The sequence below is a fragment of the Nocardia sp. NPDC051463 genome (assembly GCF_040681975.1).
Taxonomy (GTDB): domain Bacteria; phylum Actinomycetota; class Actinomycetes; order Mycobacteriales; family Mycobacteriaceae; genus Nocardia.
This window is the reverse complement of sequence record NZ_JBFBAB010000024.1, coordinates 26,485-46,867: the sequence shown is the minus strand read 5'-3', so window position 1 is coordinate 46,867 and position 20,383 is coordinate 26,485. Positions and strand designations below refer to the sequence as shown.

20 protein-coding genes are annotated in these 20,383 nt (G+C 66.2%); 11 read left to right on the top strand and 9 right to left on the bottom strand.

The window, feature by feature from the left end; all coding sequences use genetic code 11:
• The first annotated feature begins 51 nt into the window (after positions 1 to 51).
• Entirely contained in the window at positions 52 to 705 is a 654-nt protein-coding gene (locus AB0M74_RS26280; protein ID WP_366528957.1) for a TIGR03086 family metal-binding protein, read from the top strand.
• Between the two features lie 139 nt (positions 706 to 844).
• Here the strand turns inward: AB0M74_RS26280 and AB0M74_RS26275 are convergent, their stop codons facing one another.
• The 4 genes from AB0M74_RS26275 to AB0M74_RS26260 are packed head-to-tail and all read right to left on the bottom strand — an operon-like array spanning position 845 to position 4,461.
• Positions 845 to 1,831, bottom strand: coding sequence for a glycine betaine ABC transporter substrate-binding protein (locus AB0M74_RS26275; protein ID WP_366528956.1), 987 nt, complete (start codon positions 1,829 to 1,831; stop codon positions 845 to 847).
• Complete coding sequence (locus tag AB0M74_RS26270) at positions 1,828 to 2,628, bottom strand: ABC transporter permease subunit (protein ID WP_366528955.1); 801 nt, start codon at positions 2,626 to 2,628, stop codon at positions 1,828 to 1,830. Before AB0M74_RS26270 ends, AB0M74_RS26275 begins: the two co-directional genes overlap by 4 nt.
• Complete coding sequence (locus AB0M74_RS26265) at positions 2,625 to 3,818, bottom strand: ATP-binding cassette domain-containing protein (protein ID WP_366528954.1); 1,194 nt, start codon at positions 3,816 to 3,818, stop codon at positions 2,625 to 2,627. Before AB0M74_RS26265 ends, AB0M74_RS26270 begins: the two co-directional genes overlap by 4 nt.
• Positions 3,811 to 4,461, bottom strand: coding sequence for an ABC transporter permease (locus AB0M74_RS26260; protein WP_366529023.1), 651 nt, complete (start codon positions 4,459 to 4,461; stop codon positions 3,811 to 3,813). The genes AB0M74_RS26265 and AB0M74_RS26260 overlap by 8 nt, the downstream gene beginning before the upstream one ends.
• Positions 4,462 to 4,705: 244 nt before the next feature.
• Here AB0M74_RS26260 and AB0M74_RS26255 point away from each other — a divergent pair, with 244 nt between their 5' ends.
• From AB0M74_RS26255 to AB0M74_RS26245, 3 genes are all read left to right on the top strand, one after another.
• A complete protein-coding gene (locus AB0M74_RS26255; RefSeq protein WP_366528953.1) occupies positions 4,706 to 5,317 on the top strand; it encodes a CHAP domain-containing protein in 612 nt (203 codons plus the stop codon).
• 377 nt (positions 5,318 to 5,694) lie between these two features.
• A complete protein-coding gene (locus AB0M74_RS26250) occupies positions 5,695 to 6,822 on the top strand; it encodes a hypothetical protein (RefSeq protein WP_366528952.1) in 1,128 nt (375 codons plus the stop codon).
• A gap of 202 nt (positions 6,823 to 7,024) precedes the next feature.
• On the top strand, positions 7,025 to 7,738 hold the full coding sequence (locus AB0M74_RS26245) for a DUF1906 domain-containing protein (RefSeq protein ID WP_366528951.1): 714 nt from the start codon (positions 7,025 to 7,027) through the stop codon (positions 7,736 to 7,738).
• Positions 7,739 to 7,788: 50 nt separating this feature from the next.
• Here the strand turns inward: AB0M74_RS26245 and AB0M74_RS26240 are convergent, their stop codons facing one another.
• The gene (locus AB0M74_RS26240) at positions 7,789 to 8,184 is read right to left on the bottom strand and encodes a hypothetical protein (protein ID WP_366528950.1); all 396 of its coding nucleotides are present in this window, start codon (positions 8,182 to 8,184) and stop codon (positions 7,789 to 7,791) included.
• A 134-nt stretch (positions 8,185 to 8,318) separates the two neighbouring features.
• Positions 8,319 to 9,116, bottom strand: coding sequence for a hypothetical protein (locus AB0M74_RS26235; RefSeq protein ID WP_366528949.1), 798 nt, complete (start codon positions 9,114 to 9,116; stop codon positions 8,319 to 8,321).
• A gap of 294 nt (positions 9,117 to 9,410) precedes the next feature.
• On the opposite strand from AB0M74_RS26235, the gene AB0M74_RS26230 reads away from it, so the two are divergent.
• Positions 9,411 to 10,724, top strand: a complete 1,314-nt coding sequence (locus AB0M74_RS26230; protein ID WP_366528948.1) for a mannosyltransferase — start codon at positions 9,411 to 9,413, stop codon at positions 10,722 to 10,724.
• Between the two features lie 10 nt (positions 10,725 to 10,734).
• Here AB0M74_RS26230 and AB0M74_RS26225 read toward each other — a convergent pair whose 3' ends face one another.
• Together AB0M74_RS26225 and AB0M74_RS26220 are read right to left on the bottom strand one after the other, a co-directional pair.
• Positions 10,735 to 11,025 (bottom strand): 4a-hydroxytetrahydrobiopterin dehydratase, encoded by a 291-nt coding sequence (locus tag AB0M74_RS26225; protein ID WP_366528947.1) that lies wholly within the window; start codon positions 11,023 to 11,025, stop codon positions 10,735 to 10,737.
• 20 nt (positions 11,026 to 11,045) lie between these two features.
• Entirely contained in the window at positions 11,046 to 11,222 is a 177-nt protein-coding gene (locus AB0M74_RS26220) for a hypothetical protein (protein ID WP_085998628.1), read from the bottom strand.
• Between the two features lie 151 nt (positions 11,223 to 11,373).
• Here AB0M74_RS26220 and typA point away from each other — a divergent pair, with 151 nt between their 5' ends.
• The 6 genes from typA (at position 11,374) to AB0M74_RS26190 (ending at position 18,450) form a co-directional block, all read left to right on the top strand.
• Positions 11,374 to 13,272 (top strand): translational GTPase TypA, encoded by a 1,899-nt coding sequence (typA, locus tag AB0M74_RS26215; protein WP_366528946.1) that lies wholly within the window; start codon positions 11,374 to 11,376, stop codon positions 13,270 to 13,272.
• A gap of 350 nt (positions 13,273 to 13,622) precedes the next feature.
• Positions 13,623 to 15,404 carry an ABC transporter family substrate-binding protein gene (locus AB0M74_RS26210; protein WP_366528945.1) on the top strand — a complete coding sequence of 594 codons (1,782 nt, stop codon included), beginning with the start codon at positions 13,623 to 13,625 and terminating at the stop codon, positions 15,402 to 15,404.
• Entirely contained in the window at positions 15,401 to 16,276 is an 876-nt protein-coding gene (gene mshB, locus AB0M74_RS26205; protein ID WP_366528944.1) for an N-acetyl-1-D-myo-inositol-2-amino-2-deoxy-alpha-D-glucopyranoside deacetylase, read from the top strand. Before AB0M74_RS26210 ends, mshB begins: the two co-directional genes overlap by 4 nt.
• 78 nt (positions 16,277 to 16,354) lie before the next feature.
• Complete coding sequence (locus AB0M74_RS26200) at positions 16,355 to 17,821, top strand: amino acid permease (protein WP_366529022.1); 1,467 nt, start codon at positions 16,355 to 16,357, stop codon at positions 17,819 to 17,821.
• 30 nt (positions 17,822 to 17,851) lie between these two features.
• Positions 17,852 to 18,010, top strand: a complete 159-nt coding sequence (locus tag AB0M74_RS26195) for a hypothetical protein (RefSeq protein WP_366528943.1) — start codon at positions 17,852 to 17,854, stop codon at positions 18,008 to 18,010.
• Positions 18,007 to 18,450: a hypothetical protein gene (locus AB0M74_RS26190; RefSeq protein WP_366528942.1), complete on the top strand. Its 444-nt coding sequence runs from the start codon at positions 18,007 to 18,009 to the stop codon at positions 18,448 to 18,450. Before AB0M74_RS26195 ends, AB0M74_RS26190 begins: the two co-directional genes overlap by 4 nt.
• Before the next feature lie 79 nt (positions 18,451 to 18,529).
• On the opposite strand, the gene AB0M74_RS26185 is transcribed toward AB0M74_RS26190, so the two are convergent.
• Entirely contained in the window at positions 18,530 to 20,314 is a 1,785-nt protein-coding gene (locus AB0M74_RS26185; protein WP_366529021.1) for an APC family permease, read from the bottom strand.
• Between the last annotated feature and the right edge of the window lie 69 nt (positions 20,315 to 20,383).

The window sequence follows — 20,383 nt, the reverse complement described above, 5'->3', positions numbered from 1 at the left end:
ATAGGCCCATAGGCTTACTTCATCATCGAAAAGCACGACGAAAGGCCCATCATGAACATCACCACCGCCGCCGACGCCACCGCGACACTGCGCCCCGTGTGGCGCGAGGTGCTCTCGACCGCCTACACAGCGCTGGAAAACGCTGTCGCAGGCATCGGCGACGAGCAGTGGCAGGCACCGACCCCGTGCTCGGAATGGAATGTCACGCAGGTGATTGCGCACGCCGCGGGTGACCAGCTCGCCTTCGCCCAGGCACTCGGTGTGGGTGTCGGACCCGCCTACAACCCCTTCGAACCCTCCGGAACTATCGACGGCTCGGCCGCCGCTCTGGTACGCGACGCGATCGAACAGACCGCGGCTGCCTGGGCGACCGTCGCCGACGACACCGAGGCCGTCCCGACTCCGCTGCCGCACGGCACACTGGCGACCCCGGTCGCTGCCGTGATGTGCGCTTTGGACGCCGCCGTGCACGCCTGGGACATCGCGATCGCAACCGGTCAGCCATCTCCGCTGACCGACGAACTGGCCGGCTACCTGCTGACCGCCGCACGGACCGCGCATCCGGCGCCGGGTAGCGGTGTGGAGGCCGAAATCATTGAGCCGCTGCGTCAGTGGGGTGCTTACGCCGCGGTGGTCGACGGGGACACCGACGACACCGCGGTCGCCGAGCTGCTGCGCTACCTCGGCCGCGACCCGCGCGCATGAACCGGGGTGTGTGCGGGTGCGTACCGTCGCACCCGCATACCCGGCGTCGAGTTGTGCTGCATTTCTTCGCAATCGGTGGCGATCCCCGGGTGGCGGATAGCCCAGCGGCCTACGCGGGGCCACCGGATCGGCGGTCCGGTCAGCGCGCGGTGACGAACCCTTGGGCAACCATCCAGTCCCGCGCGACCTCGGCAGGCTCGCGCCCCTCCACATCGACCTGGCGATTCAGTTCGGTGATGGCCTCATTGGTCAATAGTTTCGAGATGGGCGCCATGATCGCGGCGACCTCGGGGTGCGCGTCGGCGAATGACTTGCGCATCACCAGTGCCGCATTGTATTTCGGGAAGAAGCCGAGATCGTCCTTCAGCAGTACGAGATCGAGGGCGGGGATGCGGCCGTCGGTGGCGGCGACGGAGCCGAATCGGCATTGCTTGCTATCGGCGGTGGCCTGATACACCAGGGCGTCTTGCACGATCTGTTTGTGGACCTTGCCGGTATCGATGCCGTACTTGCGGGCCAATCCCGGGAAGCCGTCCTGGCGCACATTGAATTCCGTGCCCACACAGGTGGCTGCCGCGTCCGGGTCGGCATTGCTCAGCCGCGCGTAGTCCGACAGCGTCCTCACGCCGGTCTGCTGGGCGGTCTGTCTGCTCATCACCAGCGCGTAGGTGTTGTTCATCGGCGCCATATCCGTCCACACGATGTTGTGCGCAGCCAGGTCGGCGTCGCGGACCGCCTCGAACTGTCCGATCTCCTCCGGTATCGGGGTCTCGTTGCCGAGGTAGTTGATCCAGCCGGTGCCGGTGTACTCGTAGGAGAGATCGATCTGCCCGTGCAGCTGGGCATCGCGCACGCTGTTGGAGCCCTGGATATTCGTCAGATCCCGCACCTGCGCCCCGGCAGCGGAGAGGGCGAACTCGATGAGATAGCCGAGGATGTTCTGTTCGGTGAAGTCTTTGGATCCGACGGTGATCGCGACCCCGTCGAGCTCGGGTACTGGACGGATACTGCCGGGACCCACCCGCAGCGGCACCGCGCCGCCCGATTGCAAACCGCAGGCGGTGATCAGCGCGAGTACTGCGCCGGCCGTCGCCGCGGCCGCGCGCCCGCGCCATCCGCGCCTCATGTCAAACCTCGTGGGCCGAGGAACTGTTCGGCCAGCGCGCCGAGCCAGTCGACCAGCAGCGCGAGCGCGACGGCGAGGACCGCGCCGACGACCAGCGTGACGTTGTCGCGCAGCTTATAGCCGGTGTCGATCAGGATGCCGAGACCGCCCGCACTGACAAGGAACGATAGCGTCGCGGTGCCGACCGCCAGCACCAGCGAGGTGCGCAGTCCGGCGAGGATGTAGGGCACCGCGAGGGGAAACTCTATGCGGCGCAACACCATCAGCGTCGACATGCCCTGCCCGCGGCCCGCGTCGATGAGGGTGTCGTCCACCTGGTGGTAACCGAGGATCGTGTTGCGCAGCACCGGAAGCAATGAATAGAAGGCGATCGGTGCGACACCGATCCAGAAGCCCGTGGTGCGGGTGGCGAGATAGCACAGCACGATCAGCCCGATGGCGGGCGCGGCCGCGCCGATATTGGCGATGCCGAGGAAAACCGGTGCCAGACGTCGATACCCGGGGCGGGTGAGCAGTGTGCCGAGCGGCACCGCAACCGCGACGACGATCACCACGACCGTCGCGGTGATGAGCACATGCTGCCAGGTGAGGGTTGCGATGTTGACCGCGCTGATGCTCGCATGCTGGGTGGCGGTGAGATCACGCCGGAACGCCCACACCAGCACCCCCGCGGTGAGTGCGAGTACCAGCACCGGCTGGACGAGCAGTCGAATGTGTTCTGCGCGACGCTCTGTCGTCGGAGTGCGTCCCGGCGCTGCGGTGGCGGGTGGTGTCGCGGACTGTGTGGACGGTGTCATGTCGTCGCGTCCGTATCGATGGTGCTGTGGCTGGCGCGTAATGCCGACAGATGCTCGACGAGCGTATCGATCGTGATCAGCCCGGCGTACTCACCGCGCCGCCCGGTGACGACCGCGGTCGCCGTCTGCTCGGCGAGTAGCGATTCCAGTGCCTCCTGCAAGGTCGACTGCAGCGACAGCGGCGCACCGACCGGAGATCCGGTGTCGCGCAACGATGTCGCATGCGCGAGGTGCTCGGCCGACACCCACCGCACCGGACGCCGATGATTGTCGAGCACCAGCGTCCACGGCCACTTCCGGCCCGCGAGTGCGGTGCGTAAAGCCGAGACCGGTTCGTCCTCGGTCGCGGTCGGGCACTGGCCGAGCGTGACATCCCGGACCCTGGTGAGGGTGAGCTGCTTGAGCGAGGCATCCGCGCCGACGAAACCGGCGACGGTCTCGTCCGCGGGATCGGCGAGGACGGCCGCGGGGGTGTCGTATTGCAGAATGCGGGATCGGTTGCCGAGCACCGCGATTCGATCGCCGAGCTTGACCGCCTCGTTGAAATCGTGGGTGACGAACACGATGGTCTTACCGAGCTCGGCCTGTAGTCGCAGCAGTTCGTCCTGCAGTAGGCCGCGGGTGATCGGATCGACCGCGCCGAACGGTTCGTCCATCAACAGCACCGGGGGATCGGCCGCCAGTGCGCGAGCCACCCCGACCCGCTGCTGTTGGCCGCCCGAGAGCTGGCGGGGATAGCGATGGCGGTAGGTATCGGGCGGCAGGCCGACCAGGTCGAGCATCTCGTCGGTGCGGGCGGCGATTTTCTTGCGATCCCAGCCGATGAGGCCGGGGACGGTCGCGATGTTCTTGGCGACGGTCATGTGCGGAAACAGGCCGGCCTGCTGAATCGAGTAACCGATGCCGCGCCGCAGCCGATCGGGGTCGACGGCCGTGACATCGCGCCCACCGATGGTGATGGTGCCCGAGGTCGGTTCGATGAGGCGGTTGATCATGCGCATAGTGGTCGTTTTGCCGCAGCCGGAAGGCCCGACGAGGACGACGATTTCGCCCGCCGGAATGGTCAGCGACACAGTGTCGACGGAAGGGTCCTGGTGTCCTGCATAGCGTTTGGTCACCGAATCGAGCACGATCTCGACGCCGGAAACCGCCGACTCGATAGTGCCGCTTCGGGTTTCGGTCTCAGTCACGAATTCCCCTCGAGGTGGTGAGACGGCCGATGATCACGAATAGTCCATCGAGAACCAGGGCGAGGACGACGATGAGGATCGTGCCGACCAGGGCCTGCGGCACCGCATTCGGGCTGCCGAGCCTGGCCAGGCCGGAGAAGATCAGATTGCCGAGCCCAGGGCCCTTCGCGTAGGCGGCGATCGCGAGAATGCCCATGATCATCTGGGTGCTGACCCGGATGCCGGTCAGGATCGACGGCCACGCCAGCGGGAGCTCGATGCGGGCCAGCACCCGCAGCCGATTCATTCCGACACCGCGCGCGGCATCGACGATCGCCGGATCCACCGACGCCAAGCCGACGATGGTGTTCCGGAGAATCGGCAGCAGCGCGTAGAGCACCAGCGCGGTGATCGTCGGCCCGACGCCGAGGCCGAGGAACGGGATCAGCAAGCCGAGCAGCGCGAACGAGGGAACGGTCAGGATCGCGCTCGCCGTCGCCGTTGCCACCGAAGAGCCCAGCGGGCTGCGATAGACCAGCACGCCGATCCCTACCGCGACGATCGTGGCAAGTAGTACCGACTGGACAACCGCCGAAACATGCAGAGCGGAATCGGTGAGCAATTGCGCCCGACGGTTCACCACGAACGTCCACAACGTGTCCAGGTCGCACCTCCCCGTCGCCCAGTGTGTTGGGAGACTACCTCGACTTGCGCTCGGCCGGAGAGGATTCCGGGCGGCCCGGCATCCGCCAGGGCCGACAGACTTCTCGCGGAGAATGCCCCACCCGGTGCGGTCCGAAACCAGCCGTTCGGTGCGGCCCGGCGGTGGCGGGAACCGATCGGGCGGACTGTTCGTCTAACTGATCAGGGCCGCGAGTCGGTCGCGATCGACGGGAGGTCGGGGGCGCATGGCGGAACAACGGACGGTGCGTCGGGGGCCGGGTTACGGCTGGCTCGTGCTCGGCTTGGTGGTATCGGCGCTGGTCGCCTGTGGTGTGGTGGGCGTGCGCCGGTTGCTCGAACGCGGCGACCGCGAGGCCATCGTGGGTGTCGCCGTGCAGACGTTCCCCGCGATCGATGAATCCACGCTCGACCCGACCCAAGCCACAGTGGTCGCGGTGCTGGAGCGAGAGTTCGGCAATCCCGGTGATGGGCCGAAGTACGCGGAGGGAAACAACGAGCCCTGGTGCGCAGACTTCGTCAGCTGGGTGATGCGCGAATCGGTTGTGCCGCTGGCCAACCCGAACTCGGGATCGTGGCGGATCCCCGGGGTGAACACACTGCAGGAGTACTACCAGAGCACCGGACGATTCACGCCGATCGCCGCCGGGTACCAGCCGCGCACTGGTGACGTCCTGCTCTACGGCCCGGCAAGCCCGTTCTCCCAGCACACCAATATCGTGCTGACGGCGGCCGACGGAGTCGTCACCACGATGGGCGGAAACGAGTTCGGCGAGATCCGCATGCACCGTTTCGACCTGGCCGAAGTGCCCGATATCGTCGGATTCGGCATGCTGTGACCGTTCCGGCGGGTGTGCGCGGTCGGCGGGTCTGGGCGTAGCACCTAAAATAGATCCGGCGGCGCCCGGCAGCGCCGCCCGGCCCCTGTCCTGCTACCCCCTCATCAGCAGGACAGGGACCACCTAACGACCCTGTCGGCCGGAGCCCGACCGTCGTGCCGGGCGATCGCCGCCGAGTAGCGCGTAGGGAGTCAGCGGTCGGCCCGGCGTTGTTCCCCTTGCCGGTGGCCGAATGTCGAGGTAATACGGCCGCAGAAGCGCCGGGGCGAGCCGGGGCGAGGCAACCGCCGGACGAGCGGCCACTTCGAGGGCCAGGTACAGCGTTTCGCGTACCGTGTCGGGTGTCCGTCGACAAGGTGAGGGTTTCGGAACATCTGATGCAGCCGACCGACCACACGAGCGCCGATCCCGTCTGGATCGAGTACGCCGATTTCGGGGAACGTTTCCTCACCCACGCGGTGACGGAGGCCAGGATCGTTGCCGCGGTGTCCGGTATGGCGGGACGTGGCATGACGATCGGACCGTTCTCGGTCGGACCCGCGGGTCTGGCCGGTTTCGTCGCCGAAGGCAAGGTCGGCCAGCCGGTGGTGTTGCGCAGCGGCCCGAATGTGACCTTCGAAGTCACCGTGCCGGTGTCGCTGTCGGTGCAGGTACTGCTCGGCGGCAGAAAGCTACGGCTGGAGGCGGTCGTCGAGATCGATCTCACACTGCACGCGCACACCGCCGATCCGCTGCTCATCGTCATCGACGTCCCGCCGATCACCGCGCGCGATGTCAGCTTCGTGCTGCGGGCCCGCGCAATCGAGACGGCTTGGGAGTGGCTGCTCGACCCGATCGCCGGAGTGGTGCAGCGCGAGGTCGCCAATCGGGTGAATGCGATGCTGGCCGACCCGCAGGGGCGGCGCGGCCGGGTCTTCGACATCGAAGCGATAATCGACGGGCTGCGCTCCGAGCATGCGATGCAGACGACGTTCGACTGGATCGACTACGGCGAATTCGGCCACCGATTCTTCGCCCGCATCGTGACCAGGGAGCGCGTCTTCGAGGTGGTGGAGCGGCTGGCGGGCCGCCCGATCGAGATCGGACCGCTACGGACCGGTCCACGCAACTCGGCCACCGTCACGGTGCGCGGGTCGGTGCGGGTGCCGCAGCTGGCAGATCGGTCGGACGACGCGGTGTCCTTCGATCTGGTGGTGCCGGTGAGCCTCGACATCACCGTCGACGTGCTGAAGGCGAATCACTATCGCGCCGACGTCGAGATTCCGCTGGTGCTGACCGCACGGGCGGCCGGCCCGCTGTTGGTGGTTATCGACGTCCCGCCGCCGGACTCGTCGGACATCCGGCTCGAGTTCAAGGCCAGCGGCATGCGGGCGGCCACCCTCGGCGTGCTCGCGGGGATCAGGAAGCAGGTCGTCGCCCAGGTGGCCGAGGTCGTGCGCGAGGAACTGGCCGACAGTTCGGGCCGCACGATCGACGTCGCTGCGCGCATCGACGGCGTGGCCTGAACCGATCTGCGGCACCCGGAGCGGACCTCGCAGGCAACTCCTGTGGCGAGTGTTGTTTGTGTTTCCGATGGGTCTAGCGGTTCCCATGTGAATATGGTGAAATTAGTGCACGTTCGAGGCTCCCGGCGCGTGAGTGACTTCTGGGGAAGGTGCGCCGGGCACGCTGCTATTCCATATCGGGGTTGCGCGAAGGAGTCCTGCGATGCGTTCCTTTCCTGTGTCCCGCCGCGAGCTGTTCGTCTATGCCGCTGCCACCGCCGCTCTCGGAGCGACCGTCGGCGCGCCGAATGCCGCGGCAAGTGGAGTCATCGGCACCATGGTCGACTATGCGGGTGGCGTTCCGTCGGCCACGGCAATCCGGGACGCCGGCCATATCGGTGTGATCAGGTACGTGTCGGATCGCCGTCCCGGCGCCGAATGGATGGAGGGTAAGCCGCTGCTGGCGCGTGAAGTCGATCAGCTGCACGCCGCGGGCCTGACCATCGTCTCGAACTATCAGTACGGCAAAGCCCAGACCGCGGATTGGCGCGGCGGGCTGGAGGCGGGCAAGAAGCACGCCGCGCGCGGGCTGGAACTGCACCTCGCCGCGGGCGGTCCGCAGGACCGGCCGATCTATGCCTCGATCGACGACAACCCGACGCCCGTCGACTTCGCCACCATGATCGCGCCGTATCTGCTCGGCTGGGAGTCGGTGGTCGGCAAGGCGAACACCGGCATCTACGCGAACGCGCCGACCATCGAACTGGCGCGCGCCGCGGGCCTCGGTTCCTGGTACTGGCAGCACAATTGGGGCACCCCGAAGGGTTTTGTGCACCCGTCGGCGCATTTGCATCAGATCGAGATCGACAAGCGGTCCATCGATGGTGTCGGCGTCGACGTCAACAATGTGCTGCGGCCGGAGTACGGGCAGTGGTGATCCGCGCGGTAGTCATCAACTGACCGCTGCCCGCGCCGGTGGCCGCTCGCTCAGGTCTGGCAGTGGCAGGTGGGCGCCAGGCGCAGCTCGGGCTCGTCATCGGGGACGACGCGCAGCGTGGGCCGACTCTCCGGCGCCTGGTGATCGCCGAGCCAGGAGAACAACGACCAGCGCGACAGGCCGGAGAAGGCCGAGCCGACGCAGGCGAACGAGCCCGAGGAGATCACCGACCCGAACGATCCGACCGAGCCGATAGACAGTACCGAGCCGACGCTGCCGATCGAGAGGATCGAGTATGCGGAGCCGATGGACAGGATCGAGCCCTCGGAGCGGAAGGACAGTATCGATCGTCGCGAGCGCCTGCTTCGAATCGAGCGCCCGCGGTGCTTGGGATTGGTGCTCTCTATCGAATTATTGCGCCGCAGCGACACTTCGACGGTAGCCATGGCTTCGGTCTACCACAGTGCGGCACGGTTGTGCACTATCGCCGGTGATTCGCCCGGATGTGTCGACCTGCGGGAACCTGCCGTGGATGCAACGAAGCCCGGCGGTCCGGATGGACACGCCGGGCTTCGGAGCCTCATGCGACGGTGAAGAAACCCAGCGTCGGCAGGAACGAGCAGGTACGCGGAGCGGCGTCCGGGGCCTGTGTGGTCAGCGAGCCGGAGACCACCGCGACGACGCGGCCGAAGCCGGTGTCGGCGATCGCGGACAGGGTGGCCGGACCGTCGGGGTTGATCTTCGCCTCGTCGGTCAGCGGCAGGATGCCCGACTTGCGGGTGTCAAGGTTCATCCACTGGACGGTCATCGGCGGGTTCTGCACCGGGGTCGGCGACTTGGTGCCGAGCGCGGTGAAGACGAACCCGGCCTGACCGGCCTGCGGTCCCGGCGGGGGCAGCTGGGCCGGGCCGGGCACGGCCAGCGCGGTGCCGATGGAATCGGCGGTCGGGCTGATGCAGCCCTTGCCGATGGTCGGGTACAGGAACTGGGCAATGACCGGCCCGCCGTCCCTCGGAATCTCCGGTCCGCCACCGCCACTGCCGTCCAGGAAGGTGATGATCTTTTCCAAGGTGGACTTGATCTGCGGTGGCAGGTTGAGGGTGGCGAGCAGCTTGCGGGCCGAATCGAGCAGCATGCCCTGCAGGCCGCCTGCGATCGGCTTGGCGTCGGCAGGGCCTGCGATCGCGCCGACGATGGCAGGGGCCAGCGCGGCGAGCGCATCGATCGGGACGCCCTCGGGCACCATCGGGACATTGTTCGGAACCGCCGCGGGCACGGGCGCCGGGGCCGCGACAGCCGCCATCGGCGCAGCAAGCGAAGCGCTCGCCGTGATGGCGAGTGCGGACAATACGATCCGCGATCCTCGGGTGCGAAGCACTGGTCTAGCCGTCCTTACCTCGGGTACATCTGGAGTTCGATGCTGAAAAGCCATCGTTTCGGGGGTCACTCTAGGGATACGGTTGCATGTTGTACAGCCGCAATATCCCGACAGGTGCGTTGGACGAACAGTGTTATCAGACGTTAGCGCCAATTGGTGTTACAGAAGTGAATGGTGATGCAAATGTTATCAGTGATTCGAGTGCATCACCGCTCCACTCCGGGCTGCGGCTAATCTAATCGGAGTCTTCAGATCTTGTCGCCGAACGCCCGAACGTCCGCGGGTCGCAGGCCGATGACCTGCCGCCCCGACTCGAAAGCCTGCGAATTGAACCGACGCCTACAGCTGGCTGTGTCAGCGCTGGGTCTGTCCGTGCTGGCCAGGCTTTTATGGATGCTGCTGTCGACGAACGGCATGAATCTCGTCGACCTGCACGTCTATGTCGGCGGGTCGGCCTCGTTGCTCACCCATGGGCTCTATGACTTCACCTACGCCGAGAAAACGCCGGACTTCCCGCTGCCCTTCACCTATCCGCCATTCGCGGCCCTGGTGTTCTTCCCGCTGCACTACCTGCCGTTCACAGTGGTCGCGGTGCTGTGGCTGCTGGCCACGGTCGCGGCGCTCTACGGCGTGGTGTGGATAAGTCTCGAGCTGATTCTCGGCGAGCAGCGGGTCCGCGAACCGGGTTGGCACACCGCGGCCGCTGCCTGGACCGCGGTCGGCGTGTGGCTGGAACCGGTGCGAACCACCATCGATTACGGGCAGGTCAACGTATTCCTGGTGCTCGGCGCCATGCTCGCGGTGCGCAGTGCGCGGTGGTGGCTGTCGGGTCTGCTTGTCGGCGTCATCGCGGGCATCAAGCTGACGCCGGCGATCACCGGGTTGTACTTCGTCGCCCGCCGTCGTTGGCTGACGGTGATCTGCTCGGCGGTGGCCTTCGGTGCGACGGTCGGGGTCAGCTTCCTGATCGCGCACACCGAGGCGAAGCGCTACTTCGGGACGTTGCTCGGCGATGCGAGCCGGATCGGGCCGGTCGGCTCGGTATGGAACCAGTCGCTGCGCGGCACCCTCAGCCGCATCCTCGGCTACGACGTCGAATCCGGGCCGTGGTGGATGGCGGCCGTGCTGGTCGTCGCCGTGCTCGCGTTCCTCGCTTGGCGCACACTGGGTTCCGACGATCGAATGGGCACCCTGATCATGGTGCAGCTGTTCGGGCTGATGGTCTCGCCCATCTCCTGGTCGCACCATTTCGTGTGGCTGCTGCCGACGGTGCTGTGGTTGGTCTACGGTCCGCTGCGTGCGGTCGCGGGTGCGCGGCTCCTCGCGGGCTACTGGCTGGTGACGATGTTGATCGGCGTGCCGTGGGTGTTGTCGTTCGCCCAGCCGTCGATCTGGACGATTTCACGGCCGGGCGTGTTGTCCTGGCTCGGCGCGGTCGACGCGCTCGGCGTGCTCGTGTTGTTCGGCTGGATGATCTGGCACGGACGTTCGGTACTGCGCTCGGATATCGGGTCCGCGCGGCACCGGCTGCGAACGTTCCCGAAGGCGTTGTCGGCGGATCGCAGCGCTGTCGGCGAGCGGGCGCTGCGTCGCGCCACCGCCGATTAGTGGCCGACGCTCAGCCCGCGGCCAAACGATCGATCTGATGGGCCAGCATCATGTCGCGGCCGGTGAGTCCGCCCGCGGAGTGGGTCGACAGTGCGAAAGTGATCCGGCGCCAGCGAATATCGATATCCGGGTGGTGGTCGGCGGCCTCTGCGGCGTCGGCGACCCTCCGCACCAGCTCGATACCGTCGAGGAAGGTCGGCGCCTTGATCGTGCGAGTGATGGTGTCGCCGGAGCGTTGCCAGTCGGGCAGGTCGGACAGCGCGTCGTCGATATCGGCGTCGGACAAGAGTTCGGTAGCCATGGTCCAAGTATCCGCGCGGATCAGGCGGCGCGGGCTTTCTTGAGACCCTTCTTCAGCTCTTTGCCGCAGCAACCAGCGGCTTCGAGGCGTTTCATCCGCATAATGACCACGGGGCATTTCAGGCAGCGCGTCTTCTTGCGACAGCACTTCTTCTTGGGTTTCAGGCTCGAAACCTTCTTTGCCTTGACCTTGCCCATGGTTGGTTAGCATACCCTTAGTGGGGCGCGTGGTCTGCGGCGCGCCTGGCTACCGGTAGTCTGTTACTGGCCGCAATGCCCGGTGAGTATCGATTCTCCACCTGTTTGCAGGGGTCGGCCCGCACCAACACCAACAGCAGGAGGATTAGGCGTGTCGTCTGCACGCGATTTTCGCAACGTCGCCATCGTGGCCCACGTCGACCACGGTAAGACGACGCTGGTCGACGCCATGCTGCGCCAGTCAGGAGCCTTTGCCGAGCGAGCCGAGCTCGTCGACAGGGTGATGGACTCCGGCGACCTGGAGCGCGAGAAGGGCATCACCATTCTCGCCAAGAACACCGCTGTCCACCGGCACCACCCGGATGGCTCGGTGACCGTGATCAACGTCATCGACACGCCCGGCCACGCCGACTTCGGTGGTGAGGTCGAACGTGGCCTCTCCATGGTCGACGGCGTCGTGCTGCTGGTCGACGCGTCCGAGGGGCCACTGCCGCAGACCAGGTTCGTGCTGCGTAAGGCACTTGCCGCGTCGCTTCCGGTGATCCTGGTCGTCAACAAGACCGACCGCCCCGACGCCCGCATCGAGGAGGTTGTCGAGGAGAGTCACGATCTGTTGCTCGACTTGGCCTCCGACCTCGACGACGCCGCCGCCGAGGCCGCCGAGCTCGCGCTGGACCTGCCGGTTCTGTACGCGTCCGGCCGTGAGGGCAAGGCATCCAAGGAGCGCCCCGAGAACGGGAACGCGCCCGAGGCCGAGAACCTCGACGCGCTCTTCGACGTGCTGATGGAGAACATCCCGGCGCCGAAGGGCGACTCGACGGCCCCACTGCAGGCGCACGTCACCAACCTCGACGCCTCGGCCTTCCTCGGCCGCCTCGCGCTCGTCCGCATCTACAGCGGTGAGCTGCGTAAGGGGCAGAACGTCGCGTGGATGCACGCCGACGGCGTCAAGACCGTCAAGATCACCGAACTGCTGCAGACGATCGGTGTCGAGCGTCAGCCCGGCGAGGTCGCCGTGGCCGGTGACATCGTCGCCATCGCGGGCATCCCGGAGATCATGATCGGCGACACGCTCGCCGATCCGGACAATCCGGTCGCGCTGCCGCGTATCACCGTCGACGAGCCTGCGATCTCGGTCACAATCGGCACCAACACCTCGCCGCTCGTCGGTCGGGTGCAGGGCCACAAGCTGACCGCGCGCATGGTGAAGTCGCGCCTGGACCAGGAACTGGTCGGCAACGTCTCGCTGCGTGTCCTCGACATCGGCCGTCCGGACGCCTGGGAGGTGCAGGGCCGTGGTGAGCTGGCGCTGGCCATCCTGGTCGAGCAGATGCGCCGGGAGGGCTTCGAGCTGACCGTCGGCAAGCCGCAGGTGGTCACCAAGCAGGTCGACGGCAAGATTCATGAGCCGTTCGAAGAGCTGACCGTCGACTGCCCGGATGAGTATCTCGGCGCGATCACCCAGCTGCTGGCTGCCCGCAAGGGCAAGATGGTCCAGATGACCAACCACAGCGCGGGCTGGGTGCGGATGGAGTTCATCGTCCCGTCGCGCGGTCTGATCGGTTTCCGCACTGACTTCCTCACCGAAACCCGCGGCACCGGCATCGCCAACGCCGTCTCCCACGGCTATGCGCCGTGGGCCGGTGAGATCCGGGCCCGGCACACCGGTGCGCTGGTCTCCGACCGGGCAGGCTCGGTGACTCCGTTCGCCATGATCCAGCTCGCCGACCGCGGCCAGTTCTTCGTCGAACCGGGCGCGGACACCTACGAGGGCATGGTTGTCGGGATCAACCCGCGCGCCGAGGATCTCGATATCAACGTCACCCGCGAGAAGAAGCTGACCAACATGCGCAGCTCCACCGCGGATGTATTCGAAACCCTCGCCAAACCGTTGCAGCTCGATCTCGAGGCCGCGATGGAGTTCTGCGCGGACGACGAGTGCGTCGAGGTCACCCCGGAGGTGGTCCGGGTGCGCAAGGTCATCCTCGGTGCCACCGAACGCGGACGCGAACTGTCGCGACGCAAGGCTCGGGACCGGGCCGCGTTGTAATTGCCGGACCGTCCGGCCGGATCTGGCGGATGATCCGGCTGCCGCGTACTCCTGGCGATGTACCGAAAGAAACTGGGGAGCGAATCATGAGGAATGATTCGCTCCCCAGTTCTATTCAGTGATCGCGACCTTTGTCGCGCATTGGATTTCGAACAGTCGACCTGTAGCTACCTGTGGAGCATCAGCGAAATGCAGAGCCTGACGATCAGCACCGTTTGTCGCAGTACCAACAAGAGATCAGACTTCCGTCATTCCGCTGTACGACTTGATGATTGCCCGTCCCTCCCGGTGCTGGAACTCGCGAAAGCCGCAGGATCGGGCCGCCTTGTCACCAAGGTAGAGTGCGGATCGTGAGCTTGGCGGCAAGACGACGTGCAAGGGTGCGCGCAGGGCTGGTTATCGCGGCCATCTCCATCACGGTGGGCGCTGGTTGCACTGCGAATCCGCCACCTCCGATCGAAAGCACCGATAGTCCCAAGACGACGCCCGCGAAACCTGGCAAGAACACAGTCGTGGTGGCGATCGACGACATCGGGATCGGTTTCAACCCCCACCTGCGGTCCGATCAGTCACCTGCCACAGCGGCGGTGAGTTCGATGACGCTACCCAGCCCGTTCCTGGCGATCCCGGACCCAGCCGTGCCCGGTGCCACCCAATGGGTATCGGACGGAGCATTGATGGTCTCCGCCGAGGTCACCGCGCAAGAGCCGTTCACCATTACCTACACGCTGCGCAACCAGGCCAACTGGTCCGACGGGGCGCCGATCGCGGCGGAGGACTTCCGGTTTCTCTGGCAGCAGATGGTCACCCAGCCCGGTGTGGTGGATCCGGAGGGCTACCGGCTGATCGCCGATGTCAACTCCACCAGCGGCGGCAAGACCGTCACCGTTACCTTGACCAAACCGTATCCCGCCTGGCGACAGCTGTTCGCGAACCTGCTGCCCTCACATCTGTTGAAGGACGCACCAGGTGGATTCGAGCGTGGCCTGCGTAGCGATGTCAACGGCGTGCGGGTATCCGGCGGTGCTTTCACGATCAGATCGGCTGATCGCGGCCGGGACGAAATTGTGCTGGAACGCAACGACCGCTATTGGGGGACCCCGGCGGCACCGGACCAAATTCTCTTGCGACGCGGCGGGACCGCGGCGCAGCTAGCGGATTCATTGCGTGCAGGCGACGCGCAGATGGCGCTGGTCCACGGTGGTGTTGCGACGCAGGCGCAGCTGGCCGCGATCCCATCGGTGCGCACTGCCATCATGCCGCAGTCTCGGGAATTGCAGTTCGTAATGAACGGGCGCAGTGGTGATCTCAGCGATCCTCGGGTCCGACGTGGTGTGCTGTCGTTGCTCGACCCGGCGCTGCTGGCGACGGTCGGCGCTCAAACCGGCGGCTGGGTCGAGCCGGTGCGGGCACAGATCCTCTCGCCCTCGGATCCTGGTTACGTGCCGACCGCCCCGCCCCGGCCATCCGCCGAGGAGGCGTTCGCGCTGCTCCACGAAGCGGGATACGGTCGAGGGCCGGAGCTGCCGCCGGCTACCTCGCCGACCTCCCCGGCGCCGAGGCCACGGCCGATCGCGAAAAACGGTAAGACACTGGCGATAAGGATCGGCGCGGTGACAGGGGATGCGACCGCTCTCGCGGTCGCGAACACCGCCGCAGATCAATTGCGCAGCTCCGGAATTGATGCCACGGTGCGTAGCCTCGCCGCGGACGAGCTGTACGGAAAGCCGCTCACCGAGGGAGCGATCGACGCGATCGTCGGCTGGGAAGTCGCGGGCACCGACCCGGCCACTGTGCTCGCGTCCCGTTACGGTTGTCCGCCAGCGGATGTCAGAGGCACCGACGGGTCCGCGCAAGCGAAATCCGAGGCAGCAAAAATTGCACCGAGCAACCTGTCCGGTGTCTGTGATCCTGAACTGCAGCCCGCGATCGACGAAGCGCTGCGTGGCATCGAAGTGGGCCGCGTGCTCGCCGATGCCGAGCCGAAGTTGTGGGGTCTGGCGACGGTACTGCCGATTGTGCAGGACAACGTGGTTGCCGCGTCCGGCCCTCGGGTCGACGGTGCTTCCCTCAGTGGTGCCATCCAGGTCGGTATCTTCGGTGACGCGGCGATGTGGCGCAGGATCCCATGACCGGTGGGTTGCTGCTTGTCCACGCCCATCCGGACGACGAATCCATCACCACCGGGGGCACGATCGCGCACTACCGCAGACGGGGTGTGCCGGTCACGGTGGTGACCTGCACGCTCGGTGAAGAAGGCGAAGTGATCGGCGACCAGTGGGCGCAACTGGCCGCCGACCGTGCCGACCAGCTGGGTGGCTACCGGGTGCTCGAACTCACCGGCGCGCTCGCCGCGCTGGGTGCGGGACCGCCACGTTTCCTGGGCGGCGCAGGCCGCTGGCGTGACTCCGGTATGGCGGGCACCGCGGCGGCGGAGAATCCACGCGCCTTCATCCACTCCGGTGCCGACGCGGTGAACGCGCTGACAGAGGTGCTGCTCGAGCAGCAGCCGCGGGTCGTGGTCGGCTACGACCCTCGAGGCGGCTACGGCCACCCCGACCATATTCGGGCCCACCAGATCACCACAGCGGCAGTGCATGCGGCTGCCGACCGAGGTTGGGACACCCCGAAGTTCTATTGGACCGTCACCGACGAAGAGATGCTGCGCCTGCATACCGAAACCCTCGCGCGACGCACGGTCGAGGGGTTGCCTGGTGCGTTGCCGCCGGGTTGGTTGCTTCCCGCGGTTGGGGAGCTCGCCAGCGTGCCCAGCCACATGGTGACCACGACGATCGACGTGTCGGATTCGCTCGCGGCCAAGCGCGCCGCGCTGCGGGCACATGCAACGCAAGTGATGGTGGCGCCGACAGGTCGGGAATTCGCGCTGTCCAATAATGTCGCGCAGCCGGTGTTGCCGGAGGAGCACTACGTGCTCGTGCGCGGGCAACGCGGTGTTGTCGGCGCCGACGGCCGCGAACACGACCTGTTCACAGGTATTGCCTGAGGGTTGCTGCAACGCCGGATTGATGCCCCCTGTACCGTCTCCGTGATCTCGGACATCGACGTGGAGGCTCAGCGGTACATGACAGCGGTCGGCGACAAGGCTCACCTCAACATCGAAGACGACGGGTATCACAAGAGTCTCAAGCCACGTCAGCTCCAGATGATCGCCATCGGCGGTGCCATCGGCACCGGCCTGTTTCTGGGTGCGGGCGGTCGGCTCGAGAGTGCGGGACCAGGGCTTTTTCTGGTGTACGCGGTGTGCGGGATCTTCGTATTCTTCATACTGCGCGCGCTCGGTGAGCTGGTGCTGCACCGGCCCTCGTCGGGCTCTTTCGTGTCCTATGCGCGTGAGTTCTTCGGTGAGAAGGCCGCGTTCGTCGCGGGCTGGATGTACTTTTTGAACTGGTCCATGACCGGGATCGCCGATACCACGGCGATTGCCCAGTATTTTCACTATTGGGCAGGATTTTCACATATCCCGCAGTGGCTGCTCGCGCTCATCGCGCTGGTGCTCGTGCTCGGCGTCAATTTGATGTCGGTGAAGTGGTTCGGCGAGATGGAATTCTGGGCCGCACTGGTGAAGGTTTTCGCGCTGAGCGCCTTCCTGATCGTCGGCACGATCTTTCTGCTCGGCCGGTTCACCGTGCAGGGCAACCCAACCGGAACGAGCGTGATCACCGAAAGCGGCGGACTGTTCCCTACCGGGATCCTGCCGCTGGTCGTGGTCACCTCCGGCGTCGTGTTCGCCTACGCCGCGGTCGAGCTGGTAGGCACCGCGGCGGGGGAGACCGAGAACCCGGCCGCTATCATGCCCCGCGCCATCAACTCGGTGATCTTGCGCATCGCGATCTTCTACGTCGGTTCACTGGTGCTGCTCGGGCTGCTGCTGCCCTACACCAGCTACACCGCCAAGGAGAGCCCGTTCGTCACCTTCTTCACGTTGCTCGGTGTGCCGGGTATCGGCAGTGTGATGAACCTTGTCGTGCTGACCGCGGCCTTCTCCAGCCTGAACGCTGGTCTGTATTCCACCGGTCGCATTCTGCGATCGATGTCGATGAACGGCAGTGCCCCGAAATTCACCGGTGTGATGGGCCGCAACGGCGTTCCCTACGGCGGCATCCTGCTCACCAGCCTGATTGCGCTGTGCGGGATCGCGTTGAACGGGATCGTGCCCGACCGCGCGTTCGAGATCGTGCTGAACCTGGCCTCGCTCGGCATCATCGCCTCGTGGGCCACCATCGTGCTCGCCCAGCTGCAACTGTGGCGCTGGTCCAAGCAGGGCAAGCTGCAGCGGCCTTCGTTCCAGATGTTCGGCGCGCCCTACACCGGCCTGGCCACACTGGCCTTCCTGTTCTTCGTGGTGGTCTTGACCGGCTGTGACTATCCGGTGGGTACGTGGACCGTCGCCTCGCTGGTGTTGATCATCCCGGCGCTGATCATCGGCTGGTTCGCGGCCCGCAAACGTGTGCTCGCGATCGCCGAGGAACGCCGGGGCTACACCGGTGAATACCCGGTCGTGGCCAACATCCCGATCGACGGTGACTGAACCGACGCGGCCGGAATAGACTCGATATCTATGTATAACTGGGACCTGCAGAACGCGATCGCGGGCTTCGTGGACAGCCTGCGTCCCGGCGCGCAGCACCAGCACGACCTCTATATGTCGGTGCTGTACGCGTTCGTCGATATGCAGAGCCATCTGTTGACCCTCCTCGGCTTTCCTCCCGTCGCGTGAGGGCAGCCGTCGACCGCAGTGCCGACGATCGTGCCGCGGCACCGTCGAGCTATGGAAAGCCGCAGTGGGGCCTGGAGTCTCTGACGCCGGTGATCATCACCTTGCTGGTGCTCGATGCGTTGATCACCCTCGCCCTCGAGGTGCTCTACCTGCCGACCTACCTCGACACGGTGGCGTTCCCGCTCTCCGCCGTGCTGGCCGGTGTGATCAACGTGCTGCTCGTGATGGCTGTCCGCGCCGTGACCACCCGCGTCGGGTTCGCGATCCTGCCCATTGCCGCATGGACTTTCGGCTTCCTGACCTGCTCGGTGTCCGGGCCCGGCGGTGACATCATGCTCGGAAGCGATTGGCGCACAGCACTTCTCTTGTTCTGTGGTGTGGTTCCGCCGCTCGGCTATCTGTACTTCCGGCTCAATGCGGGGCTGTTCGGTAGTCGCTGAGTATCGCTGCTGCCGTTGGCGATACGAGTCACGCTTCGGCCGACCTCGGCACGCCGACCGGCGGCGCCTCGCCGACCTGTTAATCCAGACGCACCGCCAGGGTGGCTATCACGGCGTCGGTGCGGGCGCGCAGAGCGGCGGCGAGGACAGGGCCGCGCGGGTTGTGTAGCGGGCGGTGCCACCAGCGGTGGGCCTCCACCTGGGCCAGCAGGACCATCACCTGCCGGCCGTAACGAGTTTGGTTGCGGACATACCCGACGAGCGTGGTGACCAGACTGCGGTGCGGGCACGGCAGCACAGTGAGGGGGACGCCGGGGTCCCATTCCTTCCATTGGCGGCTGAGGCGGCGGGTGGAGGCCGGGTCGATTTCCGCCGCGACGGCGACGATATCGCCGTTCATTGCCTGGGCGGTGCGCAGCGCGCGTGCGGTGACCTCGCTGACCGCGACCACCGGGACCACGATCAGCATGGGCTCCGGGTCGGGGGATTGCGGTGGGAGGGCGGGAATTCGGCCGAGGCTGAGCTGTTTTGCGACGCTGCCGTAATAGCTTTCGGTGCGGGCGAACAGCATGATCAACGCGGGCACGATGATCACCAGCAGCCATGCGCCCTCGGTGAATTTCTCGGCAAGCAGCACCACGGCGGCCACCGCGGTGAGAATGGCGCCGAAACCATTGAGTGCGGCGCGTGGAATCCACCCGGTTACGCGTTGTGTGCGCCAATGCCGGACCAGCCCGGTTTGGCTGATGGTGAAGCCGATGAAGACACCGACCGCATACACCGGCAGCAGCCGGTGGGTTTCGGCATCCACAACGATCAACACGGTTGCGGCCACAACCGCCAGCGCCCCGACCCCGTATCGGAACACCGGCCGTTCGGAGCGCAAGGCGAACAGGTGCGCGACCCGGTGGTCTTTTGCCAATAGCGAAAGCAACACCGGCAGGCCGCCGAAGCTGGTGTTCGCGGCGAGGCACAGGGCCAGGGTGACGGCAAGGTTGGTGACGTAGAACGGCCAGCCGGTGCCGAATGCCGCTGCCGAGAGCTGCGCGAGCAGCGTGACATCCTCGCGCGCAACGGTGTGATGCCGGCCGATCAGCACGGCGAGACCGAGCAGCATCCCGCACAGCAGCACACCCAAGCCGACTTCGGTGTGCTGGGCTCGTCGCACCGCGGGCGCCCGGAACGCCGGCACCGCGTTGGCGATCGCCTCGACCCCGGTCAGCGCCGAGCAGCCTGCGGAGAATGCCTTGAGCAACAGCACAATACCGATGGCGTCGACCGGCACGATCGGTCCGCGGTCGATGCCGATGACGGCGACCGGCTCTGTGCGCGCCAGTCCTACCACGATCACCGCGAAGATGGAGACGATGAACAGCAGCGTCGGCCCCATCAGCACTTTCGCCGATTCGGCCACCCCGACCAGGTTGATCACGGTCAGCACCGCGAGCCCGCTCAGCGTGATGAGCAGCAGATGATCCGCCAGCACCGGAAACGCGCTCGCCAGGCTGGCCGCACCGGCGGCGAGACTTACCGCGACGGTGAGTACGTAGTCGATGACCAGGCCGGCCGCCGCGAGCAGACTGGCGCTACGACCGAGATCCTTCTTCGCCACCGCATAGGAACCACCACCGTCCGGATGCACCGCGATCACCTGGCGGTAAGAAAGAACCAGCACCAGCAACAGCGCCGCGATTGCCAGCGAAACCGGCAGCGTCCACGAGACCGCCGCCGCGCCCGCCGTGATGAGCACCAGCACGATCGCTTCCGGCCCGTAGGCCACACTGGACAACGCATCCAGCGACAACGCCGCCAGCCCGCCGATCGCGGTCAGTCGATACTTGTCGCCGCGCTGATGCCGCCGCATCCGGCGATCGACTATCCGAGGCTCCTGCGACTCCGACCGCGCCGTCTCGACCACACACTCCATTCAACG